Annotated in this window: 22 protein-coding genes and 2 tRNA genes; 5 read left to right on the top strand and 19 right to left on the bottom strand. The window is 72.3% G+C overall.

What is annotated here, in order from left to right:
- Nucleotides 1–104 precede the first annotated feature (104 nt).
- From AC07AL_RS21665 to AC07AL_RS21655, 3 genes are all read right to left on the bottom strand, one after another.
- The gene (locus AC07AL_RS21665) at nucleotides 105–1,082 is read right to left on the bottom strand and encodes a ribose-phosphate diphosphokinase (protein WP_350877737.1); all 978 of its coding nucleotides are present in this window, start codon (nucleotides 1,080–1,082) and stop codon (nucleotides 105–107) included.
- A gap of 200 nt (nucleotides 1,083–1,282) precedes the next feature.
- Nucleotides 1,283–2,737 (bottom strand): bifunctional UDP-N-acetylglucosamine diphosphorylase/glucosamine-1-phosphate N-acetyltransferase GlmU, encoded by a 1,455-nt coding sequence (glmU, locus tag AC07AL_RS21660; protein WP_363630169.1) that lies wholly within the window; start codon nucleotides 2,735–2,737, stop codon nucleotides 1,283–1,285.
- Between the two features lie 144 nt (nucleotides 2,738–2,881).
- Nucleotides 2,882–2,952, bottom strand: a tRNA-Gln gene (locus AC07AL_RS21655).
- Nucleotides 2,953–3,201: 249 nt separating this feature from the next.
- Here AC07AL_RS21655 and AC07AL_RS21650 point away from each other — a divergent pair.
- Both AC07AL_RS21650 and AC07AL_RS21645 read left to right on the top strand, forming a co-directional pair.
- Nucleotides 3,202–4,191 carry an acyl-CoA desaturase gene (locus AC07AL_RS21650; RefSeq protein WP_363585321.1) on the top strand — a complete coding sequence of 330 codons (990 nt, stop codon included), beginning with the start codon at nucleotides 3,202–3,204 and terminating at the stop codon, nucleotides 4,189–4,191.
- 26 nt (nucleotides 4,192–4,217) lie between these two features.
- Nucleotides 4,218–4,985: a TetR family transcriptional regulator gene (locus tag AC07AL_RS21645; RefSeq protein WP_079135661.1), complete on the top strand. Its 768-nt coding sequence runs from the start codon at nucleotides 4,218–4,220 to the stop codon at nucleotides 4,983–4,985.
- A gap of 91 nt (nucleotides 4,986–5,076) precedes the next feature.
- On the opposite strand, the gene AC07AL_RS21640 is transcribed toward AC07AL_RS21645, so the two are convergent.
- Complete coding sequence (locus AC07AL_RS21640; protein ID WP_363585322.1) at nucleotides 5,077–5,868, bottom strand: methyltransferase domain-containing protein; 792 nt, start codon at nucleotides 5,866–5,868, stop codon at nucleotides 5,077–5,079.
- Between the two features lie 110 nt (nucleotides 5,869–5,978).
- Between AC07AL_RS21640 and AC07AL_RS21635 the strand changes: the two genes are divergently transcribed.
- Complete coding sequence (locus tag AC07AL_RS21635) at nucleotides 5,979–6,476, top strand: MarR family winged helix-turn-helix transcriptional regulator (protein ID WP_363585323.1); 498 nt, start codon at nucleotides 5,979–5,981, stop codon at nucleotides 6,474–6,476.
- A 15-nt stretch (nucleotides 6,477–6,491) separates the two neighbouring features.
- Here the strand turns inward: AC07AL_RS21635 and AC07AL_RS21630 are convergent, their stop codons facing one another.
- The 5 genes from AC07AL_RS21630 to AC07AL_RS21610 all read right to left on the bottom strand — a co-directional run bounded on the left by AC07AL_RS21630 (nucleotide 6,492) and on the right by AC07AL_RS21610 (nucleotide 10,409).
- On the bottom strand, nucleotides 6,492–7,439 hold the full coding sequence (locus tag AC07AL_RS21630; RefSeq protein WP_363585324.1) for a response regulator transcription factor: 948 nt from the start codon (nucleotides 7,437–7,439) through the stop codon (nucleotides 6,492–6,494).
- 298 nt (nucleotides 7,440–7,737) lie between these two features.
- The gene (gene galE, locus AC07AL_RS21625) at nucleotides 7,738–8,700 is read right to left on the bottom strand and encodes a UDP-glucose 4-epimerase GalE (RefSeq protein ID WP_350877731.1); all 963 of its coding nucleotides are present in this window, start codon (nucleotides 8,698–8,700) and stop codon (nucleotides 7,738–7,740) included.
- 150 nt (nucleotides 8,701–8,850) lie between these two features.
- The gene (locus AC07AL_RS21620) at nucleotides 8,851–9,519 is read right to left on the bottom strand and encodes a helix-turn-helix transcriptional regulator (RefSeq protein WP_363585325.1); all 669 of its coding nucleotides are present in this window, start codon (nucleotides 9,517–9,519) and stop codon (nucleotides 8,851–8,853) included.
- Between the two features lie 182 nt (nucleotides 9,520–9,701).
- Nucleotides 9,702–9,777: transfer RNA gene (locus AC07AL_RS21615), tRNA-Thr, on the bottom strand.
- A 182-nt stretch (nucleotides 9,778–9,959) separates the two neighbouring features.
- Nucleotides 9,960–10,409: a winged helix-turn-helix transcriptional regulator gene (locus AC07AL_RS21610; protein ID WP_363585326.1), complete on the bottom strand. Its 450-nt coding sequence runs from the start codon at nucleotides 10,407–10,409 to the stop codon at nucleotides 9,960–9,962.
- A 185-nt stretch (nucleotides 10,410–10,594) separates the two neighbouring features.
- Here AC07AL_RS21610 and AC07AL_RS21605 point away from each other — a divergent pair, with 185 nt between their 5' ends.
- Nucleotides 10,595–11,191, top strand: a complete 597-nt coding sequence (locus AC07AL_RS21605; RefSeq protein WP_063348057.1) for a flavodoxin family protein — start codon at nucleotides 10,595–10,597, stop codon at nucleotides 11,189–11,191.
- A gap of 20 nt (nucleotides 11,192–11,211) precedes the next feature.
- Here AC07AL_RS21605 and AC07AL_RS21600 read toward each other — a convergent pair whose 3' ends face one another.
- From AC07AL_RS21600 to AC07AL_RS21585, 4 genes are all read right to left on the bottom strand, one after another.
- On the bottom strand, nucleotides 11,212–12,546 hold the full coding sequence (locus AC07AL_RS21600; protein WP_478317955.1) for an MFS transporter: 1,335 nt from the start codon (nucleotides 12,544–12,546) through the stop codon (nucleotides 11,212–11,214).
- Between the two features lie 123 nt (nucleotides 12,547–12,669).
- A complete protein-coding gene (locus AC07AL_RS21595; protein ID WP_400988688.1) occupies nucleotides 12,670–13,977 on the bottom strand; it encodes a S8 family serine peptidase in 1,308 nt (435 codons plus the stop codon).
- A gap of 99 nt (nucleotides 13,978–14,076) precedes the next feature.
- Nucleotides 14,077–15,726, bottom strand: a complete 1,650-nt coding sequence (locus AC07AL_RS21590; protein ID WP_478317954.1) for a WXG100 family type VII secretion target — start codon at nucleotides 15,724–15,726, stop codon at nucleotides 14,077–14,079.
- A gap of 43 nt (nucleotides 15,727–15,769) precedes the next feature.
- A complete protein-coding gene (locus tag AC07AL_RS21585; RefSeq protein WP_363585331.1) occupies nucleotides 15,770–16,216 on the bottom strand; it encodes a hypothetical protein in 447 nt (148 codons plus the stop codon).
- Nucleotides 16,217–16,633: 417 nt separating this feature from the next.
- Here AC07AL_RS21585 and AC07AL_RS21580 point away from each other — a divergent pair, with 417 nt between their 5' ends.
- The gene (locus tag AC07AL_RS21580) at nucleotides 16,634–18,532 is read left to right on the top strand and encodes an FUSC family protein (RefSeq protein ID WP_478317953.1); all 1,899 of its coding nucleotides are present in this window, start codon (nucleotides 16,634–16,636) and stop codon (nucleotides 18,530–18,532) included.
- 108 nt (nucleotides 18,533–18,640) lie between these two features.
- Here the strand turns inward: AC07AL_RS21580 and AC07AL_RS21575 are convergent, their stop codons facing one another.
- The 6 genes from AC07AL_RS21575 to metG form a co-directional block, all read right to left on the bottom strand.
- Nucleotides 18,641–20,500 (bottom strand): ABC-F family ATP-binding cassette domain-containing protein, encoded by a 1,860-nt coding sequence (locus AC07AL_RS21575; RefSeq protein WP_363585333.1) that lies wholly within the window; start codon nucleotides 20,498–20,500, stop codon nucleotides 18,641–18,643.
- A gap of 225 nt (nucleotides 20,501–20,725) precedes the next feature.
- On the bottom strand, nucleotides 20,726–21,643 hold the full coding sequence (locus AC07AL_RS21570) for a 4-(cytidine 5'-diphospho)-2-C-methyl-D-erythritol kinase (protein WP_363585334.1): 918 nt from the start codon (nucleotides 21,641–21,643) through the stop codon (nucleotides 20,726–20,728).
- On the bottom strand, nucleotides 21,640–22,584 hold the full coding sequence (gene rsmA, locus AC07AL_RS21565; RefSeq protein ID WP_478317952.1) for a 16S rRNA (adenine(1518)-N(6)/adenine(1519)-N(6))-dimethyltransferase RsmA: 945 nt from the start codon (nucleotides 22,582–22,584) through the stop codon (nucleotides 21,640–21,642). Before rsmA ends, AC07AL_RS21570 begins: the two co-directional genes overlap by 4 nt.
- A gap of 28 nt (nucleotides 22,585–22,612) precedes the next feature.
- On the bottom strand, nucleotides 22,613–23,212 hold the full coding sequence (locus AC07AL_RS21560) for a Uma2 family endonuclease (protein WP_478317951.1): 600 nt from the start codon (nucleotides 23,210–23,212) through the stop codon (nucleotides 22,613–22,615).
- A gap of 70 nt (nucleotides 23,213–23,282) precedes the next feature.
- Nucleotides 23,283–24,161 (bottom strand): TatD family hydrolase, encoded by an 879-nt coding sequence (locus tag AC07AL_RS21555; protein ID WP_363585337.1) that lies wholly within the window; start codon nucleotides 24,159–24,161, stop codon nucleotides 23,283–23,285.
- Nucleotides 24,161–25,780: a methionine--tRNA ligase gene (gene metG / locus AC07AL_RS21550; protein ID WP_363619213.1), complete on the bottom strand. Its 1,620-nt coding sequence runs from the start codon at nucleotides 25,778–25,780 to the stop codon at nucleotides 24,161–24,163. Before metG ends, AC07AL_RS21555 begins: the two co-directional genes overlap by 1 nt.
- Nucleotides 25,781–25,854: the final 74 nt, after the last annotated feature.

Genomic DNA, 25,854 nt, shown 5'->3' with positions numbered 1-25,854 from the left:
CCCCCCCCCCCCCCCCCCCCCCCCCCCCCCCCCCCCCCCCCCCCCCCCCCCCCCCCCCCCCCCCCCCCCCCCCCCCCCCCCCCCCCCCCCGCCGTCGGGCTTCGTCAGTGCACGCCCTCGAAGAGGCTCGTGACCGAACCCTCCTCGAACACCTCGCGGATCGCGGCCGCGATCGAGGGGGCGATGGACAGCGTGGTGATCTTGTCCAGCTGGATCTGCGCCGGGGTCGGCAGCGTGTTGGTGAACACGAACTCGCTCACCCGCGAGTTCTTCAGCCGGTCCGCGGCCGGGCCGGAGAGCACGCCGTGGGTGGCCGCCACCAGGACGTCCGCCGCACCGTTGTCGAACAGCGCGTCGGCCGCGGCGCAGATCGTGCCGGCGGTGTCGATCATGTCGTCGACCAGGACGCAGACCCGGTCCTTGACGTCACCGACGACCTCGGCCGACAGGATGGTGTTGGCCTGGGTCATGTCGCGGCGCTTGTGGATGATCGCCAGCGGCGCGTCCAGCCGGTCGCACCACTGGTCGGCCACCTTCACCCGGCCGGCGTCCGGCGACACGATGGTCAGCTTGGAGCGGTCCACCCTCCCGCCCACGTAGTCCGCCAGCATCGGCAGCGCGAACAGGTGGTCCACCGGGCCGTCGAAGAAGCCCTGGATCTGCGCGGTGTGCAGGTCCACGGCCATCAGCCGGTCGGCGCCCGCCTGGCGCAGCAGGTCGGCGACCAGGCGCGCCGAGATGGGCTCGCGGCCCAGGTGCTTCTTGTCCTGGCGGGCGTACCCGTAGAACGGCAGGATCGCGGTGATGCTCTTGGCGGAGGCCCGCTTCAGCGCATCGATCATGATCAGCTGTTCCATGATCCACTGGTTGATGGGAGCCGTGTGGCTCTGCATCACGAAGCAGTCCGCGCCGCGGGCCGAGTCCAGGAAGCGGACGTAGATCTCGCCGTTGGCGAAGTCCAGGGCCTTGGTCGGGACGAGCTCGGTCCCGAGCGCCTCGGCCACCTCCCTCGCCAGTTCCGGGTGGGCACGGCCGGAGAAGAGCTTGAGTTTCTTCTCACCCGACGTCGTGATCCCGCTCACTGCACCGTCTCCTCGCGTTGCTGACGCTGAACCCCGTCGTCCCGTGCGGGCAGGCGCAGCCGGCTCGCACGGGGTCGGGGGAATTGTCGGTACGCCTGGACACGGGCCGTAAGCCCAGTGGCGCACGTATGACCCCAAGGTTACGCGCCCACGCAGAAACCGTCCGCCCCGGGACCGCCCTCGGGCTCCCGCCCGTCCCGTCAGGCGTCCGCGGCCCCGTCCGTCGCGGCCTTCGCGGCCTGCGCGGAGGTGGTCCCCGGGCGCTTGCGCTCCACCCAGCCCTCGATGTTGCGCTGGTGCGCCCGGCTCACTCCGAGCGCGCCGGGCGGGACGTCGGTGGTGATCACCGAACCGGCCGCGGTGTAGGCGCCGTCCCCGATCGCCACCGGGGCGATGAACATGTTGTCGGAACCGGTGCGGCAGTGCGCACCGATCACCGTGCGGTGCTTGTTGACGCCGTCGTAGTTCACGGTGACCGAGGCCGCGCCGACGTTGGCGCCCTCGCCGATCGTGGCGTCCCCGATGTAGGAGAGGTGCGGCACCTTGGCCCCCTCGCCCAGCTCGGAGTTCTTCACCTCGACGTAGGTGCCGACCTTCGCCTTGCGGGCCAGCTTGGCCCCCGGCCGCAGGTAGGCGTACGGGCCGGCGGTGGCCAGCTCGCCCACCTCGGCGCGGTCCGCCGTGGTGTTGCTCACACGGGCGCCGGCGCCGATCAGGGTGTCGGTCAGGGTCGAGTTCGGGCCGACCTCGCAGCCCTCGCCCAGGTGGGTGGCACCGTGCAGCTGGGTGTTCGGCAGCACGAGGGCGTCCGGCTCGTACGTCACCTGCACGTCGATCCAGGTGGTCGCCGGGTCCACCACGGTGACGCCGGCCCGCATCGCCCGCTCCAGCAGGCGGTCGTTCAGCAGCCGGCGGGCCTGCGCGAGCTGCACCCGGTCGTTGATGCCCAGGATGTCCCGGTGGTCCTCCGCGACCACAGCGCCCACCCGGTGCCCGGCGGTGCGCAGGATCTCCAGGGTGTCGGTGAGGTACTCCTCGCCCTGCGAGTTGTCCGTGGTGAGCTCGGCCAGCGCCTCGACCAGCAGCTTGGCGTCGAAGGCGAAGACGCCCGAGTTGATCTCGGCGATCGAGCGCTGGACGGCGGTGGCGTCCCGCTCCTCGACGATCGCGGCGACGGTGCCGTCCTCGTCCCGCAGGATCCGGCCGTAGCCGAAGGGCTCGGGGACGACGGCGGTCAGGACGGTGACCCCGTTGTCCTGGCCGGCGTGGGCCTTCGCCAGGCGGCGCAGCGTGTCCCCGGTCAGCAGCGGGGAGTCCCCTGCGGTGACGATCACCGTGCCGTCCAGCACCACGCCGTCGGCGGCCAGCGCCTCCAGCGCCGTGCGCACCGCGTGCCCGGTGCCCTTCTGCTCCTCCTGCACCACCGGACGGGCCGCCGGGTAGTGCGCCGCGAGGTGCTCCTGGACCTGCTCCCGCTGGTGTCCGACCACCACGACGAGCTGTTCCGGCGTCAGTTCGCGGGCCGCCGAGACGGCATGACCCACCAGCGACCGGCCGCAGACCTCGTGCAGCACCTTGGGCAGCTTGTTCGACTTCATCCGGGTCCCGCCACCGGCGGCGAGCACGACAACGGCGGCAAGCGAATTGGCACCCATGCGGGGAGGCTCCTCGGTCGGTTCACAGGGCGGGCAGAACGGGCCCGGACCGGACCGAGGCCGGTCGCCATTCGCACAGTCCGCCGAGCAGCACCGACAATACCGGCGGTTCGGCGGTACGCCCGAACCTGAGGCGTGCAGAGGCTCCGCCGCTAGGATTCGAACCCAGACAAAGGCCTCCAAAGGGCCCTGTGCTGCCATTACACCACGGCGGATGGTTGCTCAGACCCTACCCGAGTCGACCCTGCCATGGGTATCAACTGCCGCGATCCGCAGGCCCCGATCCGCCGGGAGCGGTCGAACAAGCCGGGCCGCCGGTTCATCCATCCAGTCGGGTGAATTCACTCAAGCGCCGTGCGGCGGCGTGTTCCCTTCGCCACGGAGCGCAACCTACGATGCCGTAGGTTACGCCAACGTAGCCTCCGCTCCTCCCTCCCGCACAGGGATGTCGCAAAGGGACGCCCATGACCACCAAGGCCGGCGAGCCGAGCGCGGGGAACGCCGCGCTTCCCACCGAATCCCCCGATCCCACCGACACCGCCACCCGACTGTCCGCCACCCGCGGCGGGGAGAAGCAGGGCCTCGCCGAACGGCTCGCGCTCGGGCTGTTCATCCTCCTGCCGTTCACCGCGCTGCTGGCCGCCGTGCCGGTGGCCTGGGGGTGGGGACTGGGGTGGACGGACGCGGCGATCACCGTCGCCATGTACTTCCTCACCTGCCACGGCATCACCGTCGGCTACCACCGCTACTTCACCCACAGCGCGTTCAAGGCCAACCGCCCGATGCGGCTCGCCCTCGCGGTCGCCGGCAGCCTGGCGGTCGAGGGCCCGCTGGTGCGCTGGGTGGCCGACCACCGCAAGCACCACCGGTTCAGCGACAAGGACGGCGACCCGCACTCGCCGTGGCGCTACGGGGAGAACCTCCCGGCCCTGCTCAAGGGCCTGTGGTGGGCGCACATGGGCTGGATGTTCGACGAGGAGCAGACCCCGCAGCTCACGTACGCGCCGGACCTCGTCCGCGATCCGGCCATACGGCGGATCTCCCGGCTGTTCTGGCTCTGGACCATGATCTCGCTGCTGCTCCCCCCGCTGGTCGGCGGGCTGGTGACGCTGTCCTGGTCGGGCGCGCTGTCCGCCTTCTTCTGGGGATCGCTGGTCCGGGTGGCCCTGCTGCACCACGTCACCTGGTCGATCAACTCGATCTGCCACGCCGTCGGCCGCCGCCCGTTCCGCTCCCGGGACCGCTCGGGCAACGTCTGGTGGCTGGCGGTGCTCTCCTGCGGCGAGTCCTGGCACAACCTGCACCACGCGGACCCGACGGCCGCCCGGCACGGGGTGCTGCGCGGGCAGATCGACTCCTCGGCCCGGCTGATCCGCTGGTTCGAGCTGGCCGGCTGGGTCCGGGACGTCCGTTGGCCGGACGCGCAGCGGATCGCCGCCCGCCGCGCCGCATGAGTCGTCGCTTCCAGCATGATGTAGGGGTGAACGGGAGCAGCGCAGACAGCACAGGCGGCCACCAGAGCACGCGGACGGACGCGGCGCCCGACGCGGCGCCGGCCCGTCCGCGAACCGCTGCACCGGCGGGCGGGGGCGCCTCGGGGGGTGCGCCCGCCCCGGCGCCGCGCCGCCGGGGCGGGCGGGTCCGGATGACCGGCAAGCAGCGGCGGGAGCAGCTGCTGGAGATCGGCCGGACGGTGTTCGCGGAGCGCGGCTACGACGGCACCTCGGTGGAGGAGATCGCCGAGCGGGCCGGGGTGTCGAAGCCGGTGGTGTACGAGCACTTCGGCGGCAAGGAGGGGCTGTACGCGGTGGTGGTGGACCGCGAGATGCAACTGCTGCTGGACATGGTCACGGGGGCGCTGACCGGCGGGCACTCGCGGGAGCTGCTGGAGCAGGCCGCGTTCGCGCTGATGGACTACATCGACACCTCGACGGACGGCTTCCGGATCCTGGTCCGGGACTCCCCGGTGGCCCAGTCGACCGGCACCTTCGCGTCACTGATCAGCGACATCGCGACGCAGGTGGAGGACATCCTCGGCCTGGAGTTCAAGTCCCGGGGCTTCGACGCGCGACTGGCCCCGATGTACTCGCAGATGCTGGTCGGCATGGTGGCGCTGACCGGGCAGTGGTGGCTGGAGGTCCGCAAGCCGGACAAGGCGCAGGTCGCGGCGCACCTGGTGAACCTGGCCTGGCACGGGCTGGAGGGCCTGGAGCGGCACCCGAGGCTGGTCGGCGGGCGCAAGGACTGACTAGCGGGCGAACCGACGGCGGGGTAGGGCCGACCGGCGGGCGGAAGGAGCGACCGACGGGCGGAAGGGCCGGCGGCCCTCCCGCCCCGCATCAGGCCCTGGTCCCGACGGCGAAGATCCGCCGGAACGGGAAGACGGTGCCGTGCGACCCGGCCGGGTAGGCCTCGCGCAGGAGCGCCCCGTACTCGGCGAGGAAGGCGGCTCGGCGGGCGGGGTCGGTCAGCCGGGTGAGGACGGGGCGCAGGGCAGTGCCCTTGACCCAGGCGAGGACCGGGTCCGGGCCCGGGAGCAGGGTGCGGTAGGTGGTCTCCCAGACGTCGGGCGCGCAGCCGGCGGCGGTGAGGGCGTCCAGATAGCGCTCGGGCGGGTGGACGCCGGCCCTGGCGGCGTCGTCGCCGAGGAGGCCGCGCCAGCGGGGGCTTCGCCGGAGTTCGGCGAGCAGGGTGTGGCTGGGGGCGTCGAAGTTGCCGGGGACCTGGAAGGCGACGGTGCCGCCGGGCGGCAGGGCGCCGGCCCAGCGCGGGACGAGGTCGAGGTGGCCGTCGATCCACTGCAGCGTGGCGTTGGAGACGATCAGGTCGGGTCCGGCCGGGGCCGGGTCGTAGTCGCGGGCGTCGGCGAGCAGGTAGTCGGCGGTGGGCTCACCGTCGGTGCGGGCGGTGGCGAGCATCGGGGCGGAGTTGTCGATGCCGGTGAGGCGGGCGTGCGGCCAGCGTGCGCGCAGCACGGCGGTGGAGTTGCCGGGGCCGCAGCCGATGTCGAGGATCACGGGATCGCTCGGGTTCGGGAGGGCGGGGACGCGGGCGAGCAGGTCGCGCAGCGGACGGGTGCGTTCGTCCGCGAAGCGCAGGTACTGCGCCGGGTCCCAGACGGGACTGGTCATGGTCCACCTCACAAGTATCTCGACATCAAGATATCCCAGGTAGCCTTGCTGGCACATTTCTCGACGTCAAGAGACTTCACATCGACACATCCACCGATACACTGATCGTCATGGAGGACGAGGTCGACAGGCTGGTCGCAGCGTGGCGCCGAGAGCGCCCCGACCTCGACGTGGAGCCGCTGGAGGTACTCAGCCGGGTCAGCAGACTCGCCCGGCACCTCGACCGCGCCCGCCGCACCGCCTTCGCCGAGCACGGGCTGGAGCCCTGGGAGTTCGACGTCCTGACCGCCCTGCGCCGGGCCGGCTCCCCCTACCAGCTCTCCCCCGGCCAGCTGCTCACCCAGACCCTGGTCACCTCCGGCACCATGACCAACCGCATCGACCGCCTCACCGGCAAGGGCCTGGTCAAGCGCCTGCCCGACCCGGACGACCGGCGCGGCGTGCTCGTCCGGCTCACCGACGACGGCCGCGACCGCGCCGACCAGGCACTCGCCGGACTGCTCACGCACGAACGCGAACTGCTCGCCCAGCTCAGCTCCGGCCAGCAGGGCGAACTCGCCGCGCTCCTGCGGCAGCTGGTCGCCCCGTTCGACAACATCCCGGGCTGATCCGCGCCCCGGAGTTCACGTCCGGTCCACCGCGGTCACGACGGACGGCGGCGCCGGCAGGGCCGGCTCGGCCGGGCTGACCCCGGCCCGGCGGGCCACCGCCACCGCGGCCAGCGTGGAGTGCACCCCGAGCTTGCCGAGCACGTTCTGCATGTGCGTCCGGACGGTGTGCGGCGACAGGTAGAGCCGCTCCGCGACCGCCTGCCGACCCAGGCCCGCGACCATGCAGCGCAGGATCTGCTTCTCCCGCGGAGTGAGGGTGTCGACCAGCCGCTCGCTCTCGGTGCGGTCCCGCCGGGCGGTGGTCAGCTCGCGGATCACCCCGGTCAGCAGCGCGGGCGGCAGGTGCGTCTCGTCCCGCAGCACCCCCCGGACCACGGAGAGCAGCCGGGCCAGCGAACTCTCCTTGGCCACCCAGCCGGTGGCGCCCGCGTGCAGGGCCCGGGCGGCGCGGTGCGGGTCGTCGGCGACGGCCAGCACGACCGCCCGCAGCCCCGGATGGGCGCGGCGGACCCGGGCGAGCAGGGTGATGCCGTCCGGTGCCGGAGGCGTGGTTCTGAGCTGGTCGGCCCGGTACGCGTCGGAGCGGACCGGTTCCGTGCCGCGCCCGCCCGGGCGCAACAGGTCCACCGGGCGGCCGCCGGACTGCGCCACCGGCGGGCCGACCGGGTGGCGGGGCGGCGGCACCGCCGGGGCCGGCCGCCGCCGGGCCGCGTCGGCCGCGTCCGGGCCGAGCCGGCTCCGGACACCCGCCGAAGCAGTGCCCTCGGCCCCCAGGTCGGCGTCGATCAGGACCACGTCGAAGGCCCGCCCCTCGACGGCGGCACGCTCCAGCGCCCGCTCGGCGGCGGCCCCGCTGCCGGCCGCCCCCACCTCCACGTCGGGCTCGGCGGCGAGCGCCGCGGCCAGGGCCTCGGCGAAGATCCGGTGGTCGTCGACCACCAGGACGCGGATCCGCCCCATCGTCACTACCCCCCTGCTCAGACCGGCCCGAGCCCGGGGGCGGGGACCGGCCCCGGCACCCGCGGTCTGGGCCCGTCACTCCGCCCGCCCACCGGTGGCCGGTGAGGCCGAAAAGGGCGCCGGCCCCCACCGGTACCGCACTCAGCGTACGGGCCGGGAAACCCCCTCGTGGCGGTTTGGTGAAGTTTCGTCAGGAGGTGCGCGAGTGGCGGGATTTCACGCCATCACCGGTCGAAGCGGGCAACGCCGAGGCGCCGCCCCCGAACCTCCGGGAGCGGCGCCTGCGGGGTCCTGCGGCCTACTTGCCGTGCTTCTCCAGGGCGAACTTCCAGGCGTCGGCGACGATGTCGTCCAGGTTCGGGCGGCGCGGCGTCCAGCCCAGCGCCTCGTGGGCGCGGGCCGCCGAGGCCACCAGCACGGCCGGGTCGCCGGCCCGGCGGCCGGCCGCCTGCACCGGGATCTCCCGGCCGGTGACGCGCCGGACCGACTCGATCACCTCGCGCACCGAGAAGCCGCTGCCGTTGCCCAGGTTGCAGATCAGGTGCTCGCCCGGCTTGGCCGCGTCCAGCGCCAGCAGGTGCGCGTCGGCCAGGTCCGCGACGTGGATGTAGTCGCGGATGCAGGTGCCGTCCGGGGTCGGGTAGTCCTCGCCGTACACCGCGATGTGCGGGCGCTGACCCAGCGCCGCCTGGAACACCAGCGGGATCAGGTGCGACTCGGGGTCGTGGCGCTCCCCGTACGCGCCGTACGCACCGGCCACGTTGAAGTAGCGCAGCGAGACGGCGGCCAGGCCGTGCGCGACGGCCTCGCTGGTGATCAGGTGGTCCACGGCGAGCTTGGTGGCGCCGTAGGCGTTGGTCGGCGAGGTGCGGGCGGTCTCCGCGATCGGCACGACCTCCGGCTCGCCGTAGACGGCGGCGGTGGACGAGAACACCAGCTTGCGCACACCCGCCGCGCGCATCGCCGCGACCAGCTCCAGCGAACCCGCCACGTTGTTGCGCCAGTACTTCTCCGGGTCCACGACCGACTCGCCGACCTGCGAGGAGGCGGCGAAGTGCAGCACGCCGTCGAAGGAACCGTCCAGCACCCGGCCGGCCTCCTGGACCCGACCCTCGACGAACTCGGCACCGACCGGGACGCCCTCGCGGAAACCGGTGGAGAGATCGTCCAGGACGGTCACCTGGTGCCCCGCCTCCAGCAGGTGGGCGGCCACCACGCTGCCGACGTAGCCGGCGCCACCCGTGACCAGGTACTTACTCATGATGAGACCTCCAGCGGGCGACGGTCCGCCGGTCAGCGGCGGCCGTCGATGACGTGTGTACGACTGAGGCTATTCTCCCTGCCCGCCGGAGTGCCCAGGACCATGTGAACGGGCCGCCCGGGAGCCGGTTTCACGGACCCCGAGCCCCCCTCAGCCGCCGGCCATCCGCTCCAGCAGCCCGGTACGGGCCGCCACCGCGGCCGCCTCCAGCCGGGTCCGCGCACCGAGCTTCATCAGCACCCGCTGGACGTGCGTCCGGGCGGTGCTCGCGGCGATCCGCATCCCGGCGGCGATCGCCGCCGTGTCCTCCCCGTCCGCGATCCGGGCCAGCACCTGCACCTCACGGCGGGTCAGCAGCCGCAGCAGCCGCACCGCCTCGTCGTCCGGCTCGGCGACCGGCCGCAGCAACTGGTCGAAGGCCCCGCGCAGCACGTCCACGGCCACCGCCGCCTCGCCCGCCCGGGCCCGCCCGATCGCCCGCTCGACCACCCCGATCCGCTCGTCGCTCGGCACGTACCCCGCCGCCCCGGCCGCGAACGCCCCCGCCACACCGCGCAGTTCACCCACCGGACCGAGCACGATCACGGCCACCTCGGGACGCTCCCGGCGGATCCGGCGCAGCCCGTCGAAAGCCGCCGGCTCACTCGGCGCGGACACCCCCAGCAGACACACCTCCGGCCGCCGGCCGACCACCAGATCGGCCGCGACCCCGGCCGGGCAGCCGACCGCGAGCACCCGGTGGCCGCGCAGCTGCAACGCCGTGGCCAGCGCCTCGGCCAACAGCCGGTGATCGTCGACCACCACGAGTCGAACGCCCATGACGCCCTCCCGGTCGGGGTTCGGCTCGCGCCCGCACCCCATGGGCGGGCGGCCGATGACGCACCATCACAGCGCATTCCGTACCCGACCCGCTAGGCCGCCGCGCTCGGCCTCCGCACCGGGCCCGACGGTCTGATCGGGGAACAGCAAAAGGCCCTCGCCATGAAGCGAGGGCCTTCGAATGGAGCCCCCATGCGGAATCGAACCGCAGACCTTCTCCTTACCATGGAGACGCTCTACCGACTGAGCTATAGGGGCTTGCCGGGCTTTCGCCGGGCCGGTCGAACAAGGAAGACATTACACGGCTGGCGGCCAGGAAGGGAAATCGGGTCCGCGGCCCCGGCGCACGCCGGACCGACCCCCGGCGGGCGGGCACCCGCCCCTCGGCGCGGGCCCGGCCAGCCCTCGGCGCGCGCGGCCAGCCTTCGGCGTGCGCGCGGTCAGCCTTCGGCGTGCGTCTCGTCGAACTCCTCGCGGGCGGCCAGCATCTGCCCGGTCCGCTGCTCCGTCCACCGGCCGAGCGGCGCCAGCAGTACAGCCAGCTCCCGGCCAAGCGGCAGCAGGTCGTAGACCACCCGCGGCGGCGTCTCCGGGAACACGGTGCGGCGCACCAGTCCGCTGCGCTCCAGGCTGCGCAGCGACTGGGTGAGCATCTTGCGGCTGACCCCGCCGACGCCGCGCTGCAGTTCGGAGAACCGCTGCTGCCCGCAGGCGGCGAGGCTCATCAGGATCAACATCGACCACTTGTCGGCCAGTTCGGCGAACATCGCGCGGCTGGGACAGAGCTGGGCGAAGACGTCGAGCTCCTGCTCCCGGTCCTGCCCGCCCTCCCGTTCCTGCCCCTGCCGCCCGGTGCCGCTCTCCGCCCGGGCCGCTTCCTCCGTCGTCATGCTGTCCAGGGTAGCCCCACGGTCTCCAATCCACCCTTGGTAACCAATGGAGACTTGGTCTATATTAGAGACCAGTCGATGGGCCGGGGTGCGGCAGCAGGCCCTCGCCGCCCCTTGCCTTCCCCCTGCCTTGCCTGCGTTGCCCTGCCCTGCCCCTGCCCGTACCCGTACAGGAGTGCCCCCGCATGACCGCCATCCGCCCGACCGTCGCCCTCGCCTACCACTCCGGCTACGGCCACACCGCCGTCATCGCCGAGGCCGTCGCCCGCGGCGCCGCCGCCGCCGGCGCCGAGGTCGTCTCGATCGCCGTCGACACCATCACCGACGAGCAGTGGGCCCAGCTCGACGCCGCGGACGCGATCGTCTTCGGCTCCCCCACCTACATGGGCACCGCCTCCGGCGCCTTCCACGTCTTCGCCGAGGCCACCAGCAAGCGCTGGTTCTCCGACGCCTGGCGGGACAAGGTCGCCGCCGGCTTCACCAACTCCGCCTCCAAGAGCGGCGACAAGGCCGGCACCCTCGGCTTCTTCCAGACCCTCGCCGCCCAGCACGCCATGAGCTGGGTCAACCTCGGCCTCAAGCCCGGCTGGAACGCCACCACCGCCACCGAGAACGACCTCAACCGCCTCGGCTTCTTCAACGGCGCCGCCGCCTCCAGCCCGTCCGACGCCGGCCCCGAGGCCGTGCACAAGGCCGACATCGCGACCGCCGAGTACCTCGGCGAGCGGGTCGCCCAGCACACCGCCGTCGTGCTGGCCGGCCGCGCCGCCCTCGCCGGCTGACCGCACCGCACGGTCGGCACCTACGCCGCCGGGTCCGCCCCCAGGAGGGGCGCCCGGCGGCGTCCGCCGTCCACCGCCCCCAACTCCGCGCCGCCGGTCTCCGGCAGCAGCCACAGGCACCCCAGCGCCACCGCGCCCAACCCCACCAGGTACCAGCCGACCGGCTCCGCCGTCCCGTACGCCTCCGTCAGCCGCGTCGCCACCAGCGGCGTCGTCGCCCCGCCCACCACGCCGCCCAGGTTGTACGTCAACGCGGCACCCGTGTACCGCACCCGGGTCGGGAACAACTCCGGCAGGAACGCCGCCACCGGCCCCATCAGGCACCCCAGCACCACCAGCGCACCCGCCAGCGCCACGAACATCAACGGCCGGCGCACCGTCTCCAGCAGCGGGAACAGCACCAGCGACCACCCCGCCGCCAGGCCCGTCGCCCAGCACAGCGTCCGCCGCCGCCCCCAGCCGTCACTGCGCGACGCGCTCACCCACACCGTCACGCCCATGCCCAGCGCGCCCACCAGCAGCATCACCAGCACCAGCGAACTCGCCACCCCGAGCCCGGACGTCGCGTACGCCAACGCGTACGTCGTGGTCAGGTAGAACAGCGCGTACCCCACGGTGATCGCCCCGCAGCCCAGCAGCACCGTGCGCCAGTGCCCGCGCAACACCTCCACCACCGGCGCCCGGTCCCTCGGCTCGTCCGGCCGGAACAGCGGCGTCTCCTCCAACCGCAGCCGCACGAACAGCCCCACCGCCACCAGCCCCAACGACGCCAGGAACGGCACCCGCCAGCCCCACTCCCGGAACGCCCGCTCGTCCAGGCCGAGTTGGACCGCCAGGAACACCCCGTTCGCCAACACGAACCCGCTCGTCGGCCCCAACTGCAGGAACGCCCCGTACCGCCCCCGCCGCCCGGCCGGCGCGTTCTCCGCGATCAGCAGCGCCGCCCCGCCCCACTCCCCGCCCAACCCCACGCCCTGACACACCCGCAACGCCACCAGGGCCGCCGGCGCCCACCACCCCCACGACCCGAACCCCGGCAACACCCCCACCGCCGCCGTCGACAGCCCCATCAACAGCAGCGACACCACCAGCGTCGCCTTCCGCCCCACCCGGTCCCCGAAATGCCCGAACACCACCGCCCCCAGCGGCCGGGCCAGGAACGCCACCGCGTACACCGAGAACGCCGCCAACAGCGCCCCCACCGTGCCCAGTTCAGGAAAGAACACCGACCCGAACACCAAGGCCGCCGCCGTCCCGTACAAAAAGAAGTCGTAGAACTCGATCGCCGTACCGATCAGCGCCGCAGCCGCCGCACGCCTCAACTGCCCCGCCCGCCGGGCTTCCTCCGCATCCATACCACCACCCTGGACACCAGCCCGCCCCGCCACCAGCCCCCACCCGAGTGACCCCCGCGCACACCCCCACCCCACGCGCCCCCGGCTCAACACCGCAGGCGCACACCAGCGCAGGCCCCCGGATCACCGCACGTACGGGTCCTCCCCCGGCGGCACCGCAGGCTGTCCGCTGGCCTTCCGCCGCCGCAGCACGACGAACACCACACCGGCGACCAGCACCAACCCACCCACCACACCGGCCACGACCGGCAACACACCACCCAAGCCAGAGGACTTCTCCGCCGCCGGCCCCACCGGAGGCGCCCCCACGGCCACCTCACTCGGACTCGGGGCGGCCGAACTCGGCGCCGCCGACGGGCCCGCCGACGCGGACGGGCTGGCCGAAGGCGCAGTCTCCGCCGCCGGAACCGGAGACACGTCCGCCGGGCCGGGATCACCAGGGTCCGCCAGAGCGACCCGAGGCCGCACTACGCCATAACCGACATCGTTGTTGCGGACGGATCCATCAGTCGGCTTCCCGGCCGTATTGATCAACACCCGCAGAACCTGATTCGCCGACCAATCCTTGTGAATAGACCAGATCAATGCAGCCGAGGCGGACACCAATGCAGCAGAATCCGAGGTGCCATGACTCTTGCAGTATCCAGTTTTCCCCGTGCAAGCCTCGATCATATCGACACCAGGAGCTGCGAGGACTACCTGCGGACCCTGCTGTGACTCCGATGTCGCAATAACATCGCGGCCGACCGCCCCCACTCCAACAACATTGGGGAGCGCGCCCGGATATTCCACAAGATTTCCCGACTGGGCTGAATTCCCGACACTGGAAACTACCAGCGACCCCTTCGCTCGCGCCCAAGCCAGGATAGTATTCAGCTTCGCAACATCTTCAGGGTGAGTCGCGACAGCAGAAGTTCCCTGAGAAATGTTGATGACCTTGACACCTTGCTCGACTGCATAGGTGACGGCCTGGCCAATCTGCCCAAGGAAATCGGACGAAATCACCGCCCCATCGGATCCGTTGGAAATCTTCAACGGAAGGATTTTAGCGCCAGGAGCAAGGCCGTAAGCGCCTTTTCCGCCGTCGGATTTTCCGGACCCTGCAATGAGGCTGGCCATCTGCGTACCATGCCCCTCCGCATAGGATCCGACGCCACCAGGGCTTCCACTGAAGTCCTTACCCGGAATAAACTGCCCCATCAAATCCGGGTGATCCAACTTGAATCCGCCGTCGATCACTGCGACGGTAACGCTCTCCCCCTTGGAGATCTTCCACATCTCCGATGCATGCATGGCATCCAGATGCCATTGATCCTCGCGGATCGAATCGCCTGCGATCGCCAGTGGTGCCGCCGGACCGGCCATGACGCCCGTCACCAGAAGCGCCGCAGCGAACATCCGCCAACGTGCGCGCGCGCTCGTCCGCCCCATCGCAACTCCTCGTCAATCTCTCCGTCGACCGGGGAGCGTGCCCCGAACAGGTCTGCCCGGCCACCGGGAGAGCCCAGTGGCCGGGCAGTCGTTGCCGTCCTACTCAATCACGTCCGGGTTGCTGTGCGGCGTACCGCTGGTCCAGGTCTCCTCGTCCTCGTGGAGGTAGTCGGCCCGCTTGCGGCGATCGCGCTCGTTCCGCCCGGAGTGACCCGCCGTTCCAGGGGCCATCATGCCGTTCTGCCCCGAACGGGCTTCACCCTCGGCGACTCCCGCAGCAGCCGCCCGGTTACGCAGGCCCGTACCACCCGGCGTGAACTCCCCGCCAGCAGCCGGTCCCTTGCGGCCGCCGACCGCTCCCCCTCCGGTCGAGGTCAGACCCCGGCCCCGCGAGCTGCCACCCGAACCAACGACTCCGGAACCACCACCCATCCCTGGGTGCATGCCGCCCACCCCGCCCGTGCTGCCGGCTGCTCCCGCCCGACCTGCCTGGGCCTCGCGCGCGCCGAAGACCGTCCCGCTGGGCAGACCCGGGCTGCCACCGGACTTCCCCGGCACCGAGCCACCGCCGAACGGAGCCGTACGGGCGGGGATCGAGCCCCCGCCCCTGCCGGAGACGGATCCGCCACCACCCTTGGCCGGGATCGAGCCACCGCCGACCCCGGCCGGGAAACCGGTCACCGGGCCGCCACCCGGACCACCCGGGTATCCGGGAATCCCACTCGGACCGTCAGGCGAGAGACTTCCACCACCACTGGGGCCGAGCGGGCCGATCTGACCTGGCAGGGTCGGCACGGTCGGCAGGCTGTCGAGGCCGGTACCGGGACGGTGGACGGGTTCCGACGACACAGAGGGAGGCGTCGAGGAACCCGGGCCCACCGGCGTCGGCGGCACCTGGCCACCGCTTCGCGGCGGAATCGGGTCGGCGTGGCCTGGCACGAGCGGGCCTTGCGAGCTCGACCCCAGGTTGCGGGGTGCAGCCGAGCCGCCACCATAGGTTCCACCTGGCAGGCTGTAACTCCCTCTGGTGGTGACGCCACTGCCCGTACGAGGGCTGCGGACGGAACCGCCGTAGCCGCCGTAGCTGCCACCCTTTGGATAATCCGACACATCGTCTCGGCTCTTACTCGCATCCGGCGTGCCCGGTAGAGCCACGTCCCCGAGCCCGGCCAGCTTCGTCGTCGCGGCTTCGTACGCCTGCCCCAGCTTCTCCATCTGGTGGATGGCTTCCTGGTGAGCCTTGTAGACCCGCTGGGAGGCGGCCAGAGCCTCCGTCTCGGTGACCCAGGAGCAGTTCTGCTTCTTCATCATGGCGTCGACGGTGGCGGTGGTCGGCCCGGCCGGGGTGAAGTTGGCGCTCGTGAGCGCCAACTGGTTGGGCGCCCCCTGGGTCGAGCGTGTCTTGACGATGTCGACATCGTCGTGTGGCACGTCCGGCACGGCCACCTTGGCGGTGCTGAGTGCCTCACCGGCCTGGTGCATGGCGTCGCCGGCGGTTGTGGAGTAGTCACCGAGCAACGCGGCAGACTGCTGCAGGTTGCCGGCCCAGGTCTTGAAGCTCTCGGCGGCCGGCCCTTCCCAGCTGACGTTGCCGATGTGCGATTTGAGTGCCGCGCCGAGTTCCTTCAGGACACGGCCGGCCGACTGCAGCTGGGTGCCGCGGCTCAGCACCGTCGTGGGGTCGGTGCTCTGGACCATTTTCTTGAGCTGGGCGTGTCCGACGCCCTCGAAGTTCGTTCCGTCTGCCACTACTTACTCCCCGTTTCCCCGTGGGCGCCCTCGCCGACCACCATCAGAAGCCCTCGCCGCCGGCCCGCGGCGGTGTGGGGCCGCCCGCGTTCTTCGCGACGGCGTTCTGTGCGGCCGCCGTGTCGTCCTCGTTGGCCGAGTAGTTGCCCGCCGTCGCCGCGACCGCGGTCTTCATCGCCTCGATCTGCGACACGAAGTCCTTGTGCAGCTTGACGAGCTGGGTGTGCACCTTGTCGTAGGCCGCGGTCAGGGCCGTCGCTTCGGCGAACTCCGCGCTGGCGAAGCTTCCGCCGGTCAGCTTCTGTTCCTGGAGTTTGTACGGGGCCGCCGGGGAGCCCTCCATGGCCTGGAGCAGGGCTTCGATCTTCTTGGCGAACGCGGTGAGCGTGTCGAGCTCGACCTTGACGTCCTTCTTGCCGAAGGCGGACACCAGGTCGGCGGCGCTGACGTTCGTCTGCACGGTGCTGACGAGGGGGCCGAACCCCATCATGTGGCTGAGCATAAATGGCGTGACGTCACCGGACGTGTCCGGACTGGCCCCCGTGTTCGGTGGAACCTCTCCTGCCACAGCAGTTCACCTCTCCCCCGTACGGGCGGCGGTTCGGGGTAACCCCGGGGCCGCCGCTCCGCAACATACCGTCAACTTCTCGGTCGTACAGTGCTGGTCGGTGCACCGCCCGCCCTGGGGGCGGTCTCCGCCTCCGTAATCGTAGCCACCGCCCCTGTCGGGTCGGCAGGGCCCTTGGCCCGCCTGTGCGGGATCGGTACGAACTTGACACGTGCGGCCCTCGGGGGTGCCGCGCCGGGCCCCGGTAGACTGGCCTCGCCCGGTTGGACCGGGTACGCCCCCATCTGCCGCGCAATGTCGCACAGCAGCGACCCCTGGCCGCAGAACGGACGTGACCTGATGCCCGCAGACGAGTCCGCCCCCTCCTGGTGGGCCCGTGCCGCCCGTCCTTCCCGGCCGCCGTTGCCGCTGGCGCTGATGGCCCGCGCGGCGGTGGGCATGGCGGTGCCGCTGGCCGCAGGGCTGCTGGGGCACCGGCTGGATCTGGGGGTGTTCGCCGGTCTGGGCGCGATGCACGCGACGATGAACGACCGCGCGGAGCCGAGTGGCCTGCGGGTGCCCCGGATCGTGTCGGCGGTGCTGGCTTCGGCGCTCGGCATGCTGATCGGCACTTCCCTCCAGCACGCGCACGTTTCGGCGGTGGTGCTCGGTGCGGCGCTCACGTTCACGGCGTTCGCGTCCGGCGCGCTGAGTGCGACGGGCCCGCGGGGTTCGGCGGCGGGGATGCTGCTGCTGGTGTCGGCGGCGTTGGGCAGCGGGATGCCGTTGCCGGATCCGTGGTGGGCGGCGGCGCCGATGATGCTGGCGGGTGCCGCGTTCGTGGTGGTGCTGGGTCTGCCGGGGGGCGCGCACCGCCGTCCCGCCTCGGATCCGCGCAACCGTGCGCTGGCGGCCGTGTACGAGGCGTTCGGCCGGACGCTGGCCGATTTGGGCACGCCGCAGGGCGCGGCTTCGCGCCAGGTGTTGACGGCCCGGTTGAACCAGTTGCAGGACCTCCTCCCGCGACCGCACCGCCCGGGGTCGGAGTCCGCCCGTACGGTTCGGCTGCGCCGGATGTACGAGGCGGCGTTGGCCGCCACCGAGGCGGCGACGGGCCTGTTGTGGGCGTGGCGGCCGGTGCCGCCCGAGGTCGCGGAGGTGCCGCTCCGGTTGGCGGACGCGGTCCGGCGGGGCGGCGGCGAGGTCGCCGTTCCGCAGTGGCAGCCGGACACGCCGTCCCGGCAGGCCCTGGACGTGGCGTTGCGCGCGGCGGCCGACACCGTGGCCGGCCGGGAGGCGGAGGTCGGTACCGCCCCGGCGCCGCCGCCCGATCCGTGGCGGCTGCGGGTGCGGCTGCTGTCGCGCGGTTCGGTCCGGTACGGGCTGCGGGTGGCGTTGTGCATCGCGGTCGGTTCGGCGGTGACGGCCAGCTACCCGCTCAGCAAGAGCTACTGGGTGCCGATGACGATCGCCTTCGTGTTGAAGCCGGATCTCGGTTCGGTGTTCCTGCGGGCGGTGAGCCGCTCGGTCGGCACGGTGCTCGGGGTGGCGGTCACGGCGGCCGTGGTGTCGCTCACGACCGACGCGTGGGTACTGACGGCGATCGCCGCGTTCTGCGTGGCCCTGCTGCCGTACGCGACGGCGGCGCACTACGGGCTGAACACGGTGGCGATGACGCCGATGGCGTTGATCCTGCTCCAGTTGGGCGGGCAGAGCAGCGCGGCCGAGTTCTGGCCGCGGGTGCTGGACACGGTGCTCGCGAGCGCGATCGTGCTGCTCTTCGGCTATCTGCTGTGGCCGGAGCGTCCGCGGCACCGGATCGAGCCCCGACTGGTGGACGCGGCCACCGCGCTGCGGGCCTATCTGGACGCGGTCACCGGGGACGCGGGCCGGGCCGAGGTGTGGCTGCGCCGTACGGCGTACCGGGCGTTGGAGGACGCCCGCCAGGAGGTGCGGCAGGGGCTGGCCGAGCCGCCGCCGACGGGACGGCTGGCGGAGCAGTGGCTGCCGGCGACGGCGGCGTTGGAACGGCTGGGCGGCGCGGTGGCGGCGTTCGCGGCGCAGCTGCGGTACGGCGGCCGGGTGCCGGATCCGGCGGAGGTGGGGCGGGTGCGCCGGGCGCTGGACGAGCTGACGGCGGCGGCCCGCGAGCACCGCCCGCCGACCGGGGCGGCGGCCCGCCCGACGGCGCCGCACGACCCGGCGCGCAGTGCGCTGGGCCGTGCGGCGGACGAGCTGGAGGCCCTGCTGGCCCGGTAGGGCCCGACCGGAGTCCCGGTCCCCGCCAGAGGACTCCGACCAGAAGACTCCGACCAGAACTCCAGCCAGAACCCCGATCAGGACTCCGGCCAGAACCCCGACCGGGGCTCAGACCTGCTCGGCCAGCTCCAGCCAGCTCAGCTCCAGCTCCTCCTTCTCCTCCCGGACGGTGCGCAGTTGCGCGTCCAGCTCCGCGACCTTGGAGAAGTCGGCGGCGTGCTCGGCGAGTTGGGCGTGCAGCTTGGACTCCTTCTGGTCCAGCTTGGCGATCTGCCGCTCCATCTTCTGCATCTCCTTCTTCGCCGCCCGCAGGTCGCCGCCCGACAGGGCCGACGCGGCGGTCCCGGCGTCCGAGCCGCCGGACGCCGCGGCCGAAGCGGTCGAGGCGGTCGAAGCACCCGACGCGGCCGAAGCGGCGGCGGCGATCGAGGCGGCCATCCGCGCCCGCCGCTCCAGGTACTCGTCGACGCCGCCCGGCAGCATCCGCATCTTCTGGTCGCCGAGCAGCGCGTGGACGACGTCGGTGGTCCGCTCGATGAAGAACCGGTCGTGGCTGATGACGATCATCGAGCCGGGCCAGCCGTCGAGCAGGTCCTCCAGCTGGTTGAGGGTCTCGATGTCGAGGTCGTTGGTGGGCTCGTCGAGGAACAGCACGTTGGGCTCGTCCATCAGCAGGCGCAGCAGCTGGAGCCGCCGCCGCTCGCCGCCGGACAGGTCGCCGACGGGCGTCCACTGCTTGTCCTTGCCGAAGCCGAACTGCTCGCACAGCTGGCCGGCGCTCATCTCCCGGCCCTTGCCGAGGTCGACGCGCGAGCGGACCTGCTCGACGGCCTGGAGCACCCGGATGGCCGGGTCCAGTTCGACGACCTCCTGCGACAGGTAGGCGAGCCGCACCGTCTTGCCGACCTTGATCAGACCCGACGCGGGCTGCACGTCGCCCTCGGAGGCGTACGCGTCGCGCAGGGCGCGCAGCAGCGAGGTCTTGCCGGCGCCGTTGACGCCGAGCAGGCCGATCCGCTCGCCGGGGCCGAGCTGCCAGGTGAGGTTCTCCAGCAGCAGCTTGGGGCCGGCCTTGACGGTGACGCCTTCCAGGTCGAAGACGGTCCTGCCCAGTCGAGCGTTGGCGAACTTCATCAGCTCGGACCGGTCCCGGGGCTCCGGCACGTCGGCGATCAGGGCGTTGGCGGCCTCGATCCGGTAGCGCGGCTTGGAGGTGCGGGCGGGGGCGCCGCGGCGCAACCAGGCGAGTTCCTTGCGGGCGAGGTTCTGGCGCTTCTGCTCCTCGACGGCCTCGATCCGGGAGCGCTCGGCGCGGGCGAAGACGTAGTCGGAGTAGCCGCCCTCGTACTCGTGCACGGCGCCGCCCTGGACGTCCCACATCCGGGTGCAGACCTGGTCGAGGAACCAGCGGTCGTGGGTGACGCAGACCAGCGCGGAGCGGCGCTTCTGCAGGTGCTGGGCGAGCCAGTTGATGCCCTCGACGTCGAGGTGGTTGGTGGGCTCGTCGAGGACGATCAGGTCGGGCGAGCCGAGGAGCAGCTTGGCGAGGGCGATCCGGCGGCGCTCGCCGCCGGAGAGCGGGCCGATGACGGTGTCGAGGCCGTCGGCGAAGCCGGGCAGGTCGAGGCCTCCGAAGAGGCCTTCGACGATGTCGCGGATGCGGGCGTCGCCGAGCCACTCGTGGTCGGCCCGGTCGGCGATCACCTCGTGCCGGATGGTGGCCGTCGGGTCGAGCGAGTCGTGCTGGGTGAGGACGGCCAGCTGGAGGCCGCCGTTCCAGGTGATCCGGCCGCTGTCGGCCTCCTCCAGCTTGGCGAGCATCCGGATCAGGGTGGTCTTGCCGTCGCCGTTGCGTCCGACGACGCCGATCCGGTCGCCTTCGCTGACGCCGAGGCTGACTCCGTCCAGGAGGGCGCGGGTGCCGTAGACCTTCGTGACGGACTCGATGGTGGCGAGGTTGACGGCCACGTCTGCTGCGCTCCTGGGATTGGCGGTCTCGGGGCGGCCCGCCGGTCGCGGCCGGGCACCCCTGTCGGGGACGCCCCGATCTCCCCAGCCTAATGGGCCCGCCGAAGCGCCCTCACCGCCTGCGGCGGCGGGGGCCCCGAACCGGCGGGCCCCGAACCGGCGAAGCCCCTACGGCACGGGCGGGGTCCCTACGACACGAGCGCCGCCCCCGGCACCGGCGGGCCCCTACGGCACCAGCGCCGCCCCCGGCACCGGCCCGTACGTGGCGTGCGCGGTCCGGCAGGTGCCGGAGGCCCGCAGCGCCTCGGCGACGGCGGCGGCCGCGTCGGCGTCCTTGGCGAGGAACGCGCAGGTCGGCCCCGAGCCGGAGACGAGGGCGCCGAGCGCGCCGGCCTCGGTGCCGGCCCGCAGGGTGGCGGCGAGCGCGGGCCGCAGCGAGAGGGCGGCGGGCTGGAGGTCGTTGGCGAGGGCGGCGGCCAGGGCGACGGCATCGCCCTGGGCGAGGGCGGCGAGCAGCGCGGGGTCGGCGTCGGGGGTGCGGACGTCGGTGTCGCTGGAGCCGGTGCCGGCCTCCTCGCGCAGACGGTCGCACTCGCGGAAGACGGCGGGGGTGGAGAGGCCGCCGTCGGCGACCGCGAACACCCAGTGGAAGGTGCCGTCGACGGTGAGCGGCTGCAGGATCTCGCCCCGGCCGAGGCCCAGCGCGACGCCGCCGAGCAGGGCGAACGGCACGTCGGAGCCGAGTTCGGCGGCCAGCTCCAGGAGGGTGTCGAGGGCGGTGTCGAGCTGCCAGAGCGCGTCGCAGGCGACCAGCGCGGCGGCCCCGTCGGCGCTGCCGCCGGCCATGCCGCCGGCGACCGGGATGGCCTTGGCGATGTGCAGGTGCACGCCGGGGTCGGCGATGCCGTGGTGGGCGGCGAGCAGGCGGGCGGCGCGGGCGGCGAGGTTGCTGTCGTCGAGGGGGACGACGTGGGCGTCCGGCCCGGTGCAGGAGAGCGTGACGCCCTCCCCCGCCGTGGCGGTGACCTCGTCGCCGAGGGCGACGGCGAAGAACACGTTGGCCAGGTCGTGGAACCCGTCAGCGCGCAGTCCGCCCACCCCGAGCTGGACGTTGACCTTGGCCGGAACCCGCACGGTGATCACTGGGAGTCCGCCTCCGGCTCGTGCTCGGCGATCTTCGGCTCGTGCTCGGAGATCACCGGCTCGTGCTCGGAGATCACCGGCTTGTGCTCGGCGATCGCGGCGAACTGCTCCACCGTGAGCATCTCGCCGCGCAGCTTGTGGTCGATCCCGGCCGCCGCGAGCGCCTGCTCGGCCCCGGCGGCGGAGCCGGCCCAGCCGGCCAGCGCGGCGCGCAGGGTCTTGCGCCGCTGGGCGAACGCGGCGTCGACGACGGCGAACACCTCCCTGCGGCTGGCGGTGGTCTTCGGCGGCTCGCGGCGGATCAGCGAGACCAGCCCGGAGTCGACGTTGGGGGCGGGCCAGAACACGTTCCGGCCGATGGCACCGGACCGCTTCACGTCGGCGTACCAGTTGGCCTTGACGGACGGGACGCCGTAGACCTTGTTGCCGGGCTTGGCGGCGAGCCGGTCGGCGACCTCGGCCTGCACCATCACCAGGGTGCGCTCGATGCTGGGGAAGGTCGCCAGCATGTGCAGCAGGACGGGCACGGCCACGTTGTACGGCAGGTTGGCGACCAGCGCGGTGGGCGCCGGCCCGGGCAGCTCGGTGACCTCCATGGCGTCGCTGAACACCAGGTCGAAGCTGTCGACCTTGCCGGGCATCCGGGCCGCGACGGTCGCCGGCAGGTGCTGTGCCAGCACCGGGTCGATCTCCACCGCCGTGACGTGCGCGGCCACCTCCAGCAGCGCCAGCGTCAGCGACCCGAGCCCGGGGCCGACCTCGACCACCGCGTCCTCGGCCGTCACCCCGCCTGCCCGGACGATCCGCCGCACGGTGTTGCCGTCGATGACGAAGTTCTGCCCGCGCTGCTTGGTCGGCTTCACGCCGAACGCGGCCGCCAGCTCCCGAATGTCGGCGGCGCCCAGCAGGTGGCTGTCAGGGGTGGGGTCGGTGGTGCTCACGCGCCAAGGATACGGGCGCGTGGGGCCCTCAGAGTTCGACGACCTCGGCGAGGTCGATCTCGACGGGGTACGGCACCGAGGTGCGGAGCACGCCCTCGTGCTGGGCGACGGGCAGGTAGACGCCCTTCTCGTCGTCCCGGTGGAACTCGTGCACGATCGGCAGGTTGTCGAGGCCGCGCTCGACCCGCCAGTAGTACGGGATCTTCTTCTCGGCGTACTGGCCTGGCTTGCGGAAACGGTCGACGACCCTGGAGCCGGGTGATACGACCTCGACCGCCAGGACCACCGACTCGGGCGGGGTGCACTCCAGCTCGAAGAAGTCGAGGCCGGTCTTGTCGATGACGACGACGTCGGGCTTGGAGGTGTTGTATTCGTCGAGCAGGACGCAGCGCTCGGCGTTCACGACGTAAGGCGTGGTCCGCGCGCCGGACAACCTGATGAGCAGCTGATCGCGCACTTGGTCGTGCCACCACTTCGCCATCCCTCGGACCACGACGGCTCCGTCCACCAGTTCCCAATCGAACGGCAGGTCGAGGTCCTTGACCTGCTCGTACGTCCAGCCCTGGGACGGCGGATGCATCCAGTCGATCGGCTCGGCGGTCATCGCCACCTCCCTCACTGCACTCATGCTAGCCAGCCCAAGAAGCAGCCGGGAGTGCCGAATCGTTCCGCCGGAATCAGACTTTCGTTCGACCGGCTCAGTACCCGAAGGCCCGGGCCGTGTTCTCCGCGATCGCCGTGGACAGCTCGTCCTCGTGCAGCCCCAGCGTGCCGGCCATCGAGCGGACGGTGACCGGGATGAGGTACGGGGCGTTGGGCCGGCCGCGGTAGGGGTGGGGGGTGAGGAAGGGCGCGTCGGTCTCGACCAGGACCCGGTCGAGGGGGGTGGCGGCGAGGGCGTCGCGCAGCGGCTGGTTGGCCTTGAAGGTGACCGGGCCGGCGAAGGACAGGTACCAGCCGTGTTCGGCGCAGACCTTGGCCATCTCGGCGTCGCCGGAGTAGCAGTGGAAGACCGTCCGCTCGGGGGCGCCTTCCGCCAGCAGGACGGCGATGACGTCCTCGTGGGCGTCGCGGTCGTGGATGACCAGGGCCTTGTCGTGCCGCTTGGCCATCTCGATGTGGCGGCGGAACGACTCCTTCTGGATCTCGACGCCCTCGGGGCCGGTGCGGAAGTAGTCGAGGCCGGTCTCGCCGACGGCGCGGACCTGCGGGAGGGCGGCGAGCCGGTCGATCTCGGCGAGCGCCTCCTCCAGCGCGGCCTCGCCGCCCGCCTTCCGCTGCTGGCCGGACCAGCCGTCCGCGTCGCCGAGGAAGATCCGCGGCGCCTCGTTGGGGTGCAGGGCGACGGCCGCGTGCACCTGCTCGTACTGGGCCGCCAGTTCGGCGGCCCAGCGCGAGCCGGGCACGTCGCAGCCCACCTGGACGACCGTGGTGACCCCGACCGAGGCGGCCCGGGCCAGTCCCTCGGCCGGGGTGCCGGCCTGCATGTCGAGGTGGGTGTGCGAGTCGGCCACCGCCACGGCCAGGGGTTCCGGCAGTGGCGGCGGGGTCGACCGGGCGTCGTCCTTGGCAGACATCAGGATGCGGGCTTCTCTTCGAGGCGCGGGAACAGGATCTCGCCCTTGGTGACGGTGCTGCCGGCGGGCAGCCGGCCCCAGTCGGCGGTGGTGGCGATGGTCTGCGCGGCGAGCGCGCCGAGGCCGGCCTCGGCGCCGAGCGAGGTCCACAGCTTCTCGGCGGTGGACGGCATCACCGGGTTGAGCATGACGGCGGTGCCGCGCAGCGCCTCGGCGGCGGTGTAGAGGATGGTGGCGAGGCGGGCCCGGCCCTGCTCCGAGTCGTCCTTGGCCACCTTCCACGGCTCCTGCTCGGTGAGGTAGCCGTTGACCTGCTTGACGAACTCGAAGATCGCCGCGAGGCCGCCGGCGAAGTCCAGCTCCTCGCCGATCTTCCGGTCGGCGGTGGCGAGGGCCGTGGCGAGGCCGTCCGCGATGGCCTGCTCGGCGTCACCGGGGGCGGCGGCGGCCGGCAGCGCGCCGTCGAAGTACTTGCCGACCATGGCGGCGACCCGGGAGGCCAGGTTGCCGAAGTCGTTGGCGAGTTCGGAGGTGTACCGGGCGGTGAAGTCCTCCCAGGAGAACGAGCCGTCGGTGCCGAAGGGGATCGCCCGCAGGAAGTAGTAGCGGTAGGCGTCCACGCCGAAGTGCGAGGTGAGGTCGGTGGGCGAGATGCCGGTCAGGTTAGACTTGGACATCTTCTCGCCGCCGACCATCAGCCAGCCGTTGGCGACGACCCGCTTGGGCAGCGGCAGGCCCGCGGCCATCAGCATGGCGGGCCAGATCACCGCGTGGAAGCGCAGAATGTCCTTGCCCACCAGGTGGACGGAGGCCGGCCACAGTTCGGCGAAGCGCTCCGGGTCGCTGCCGTAGCCGGCCGCGGTGATGTAGTTCTGCAGCGCGTCCACCCACACGTACAGGACGTGCTTCTCGTCCCAGGGCAGCGGGACGCCCCAGTTGAAGGTGGAGCGGGAGATCGAGAGGTCCTTCAGGTCCTGCTCGACGAAGCGCAGCACCTCGTTGCGGGCCGAGGCCGGCTGGATGAAGTCCGGGTTGGCGGCGTAGAACTCCAGCAGCTTCGGACCGTAGGCGGAGAGGCGGAAGAAGTAGTTCTCCTCCTCCAGCCATTCGACCGGCCGCTTGTGCACGGCGCAGAGCTTCTCGTCCTCGGTGGCGCCGTCGAGCAGTTCGGCCGGGAGCTTGAACTCCTCGCAGCCGACGCAGTACGGGCCGGAGTAGCCGCCCTTGTAGATCTCGTCCTTGTCGTACAGGTCCTGGACGAACTCCTGCACGCGGTCGGTGTGGCGCTGCTGGGTGGTGCGGATGAAGTCGTCGTTGGCGATCTCCAGGTGCTCCCAGAGCGGCTTCCAGGCCTCTTCGACCAGCTTGTCGCACCACTCCTGCGGGCTGACGCCGTTGGCCTCGGCGGTCCGCATGATCTTCTGACCGTGCTCGTCGGTGCCGGTCAGGTACCACACCTTCTCGCCGCGCTGGCGGTGCCAGCGGGTGAGGACGTCGCCCGCCACGGTGGTGTACGCGTGGCCCAGGTGCGGGCGATCGTTGACGTAGTAGATCGGGGTGGAAACGTAGTACGCCGGGGCGGTCGCCCCGGTGGTGCTGTGGTCTGCAGTGGCCGCCATGGTCGGAAAGCTTAGTCGGGCCCGCCCGCAGCCCTCGACCGGATTGCCGCCCGCCGCCCTCGACGGATTGCTGC

This window comes from Kitasatospora sp. NPDC043949, assembly GCF_056435365.1.
Note: the sequence above shows the minus strand (reverse complement) of the source record. Positions and strands in the feature narration are given on the sequence as shown.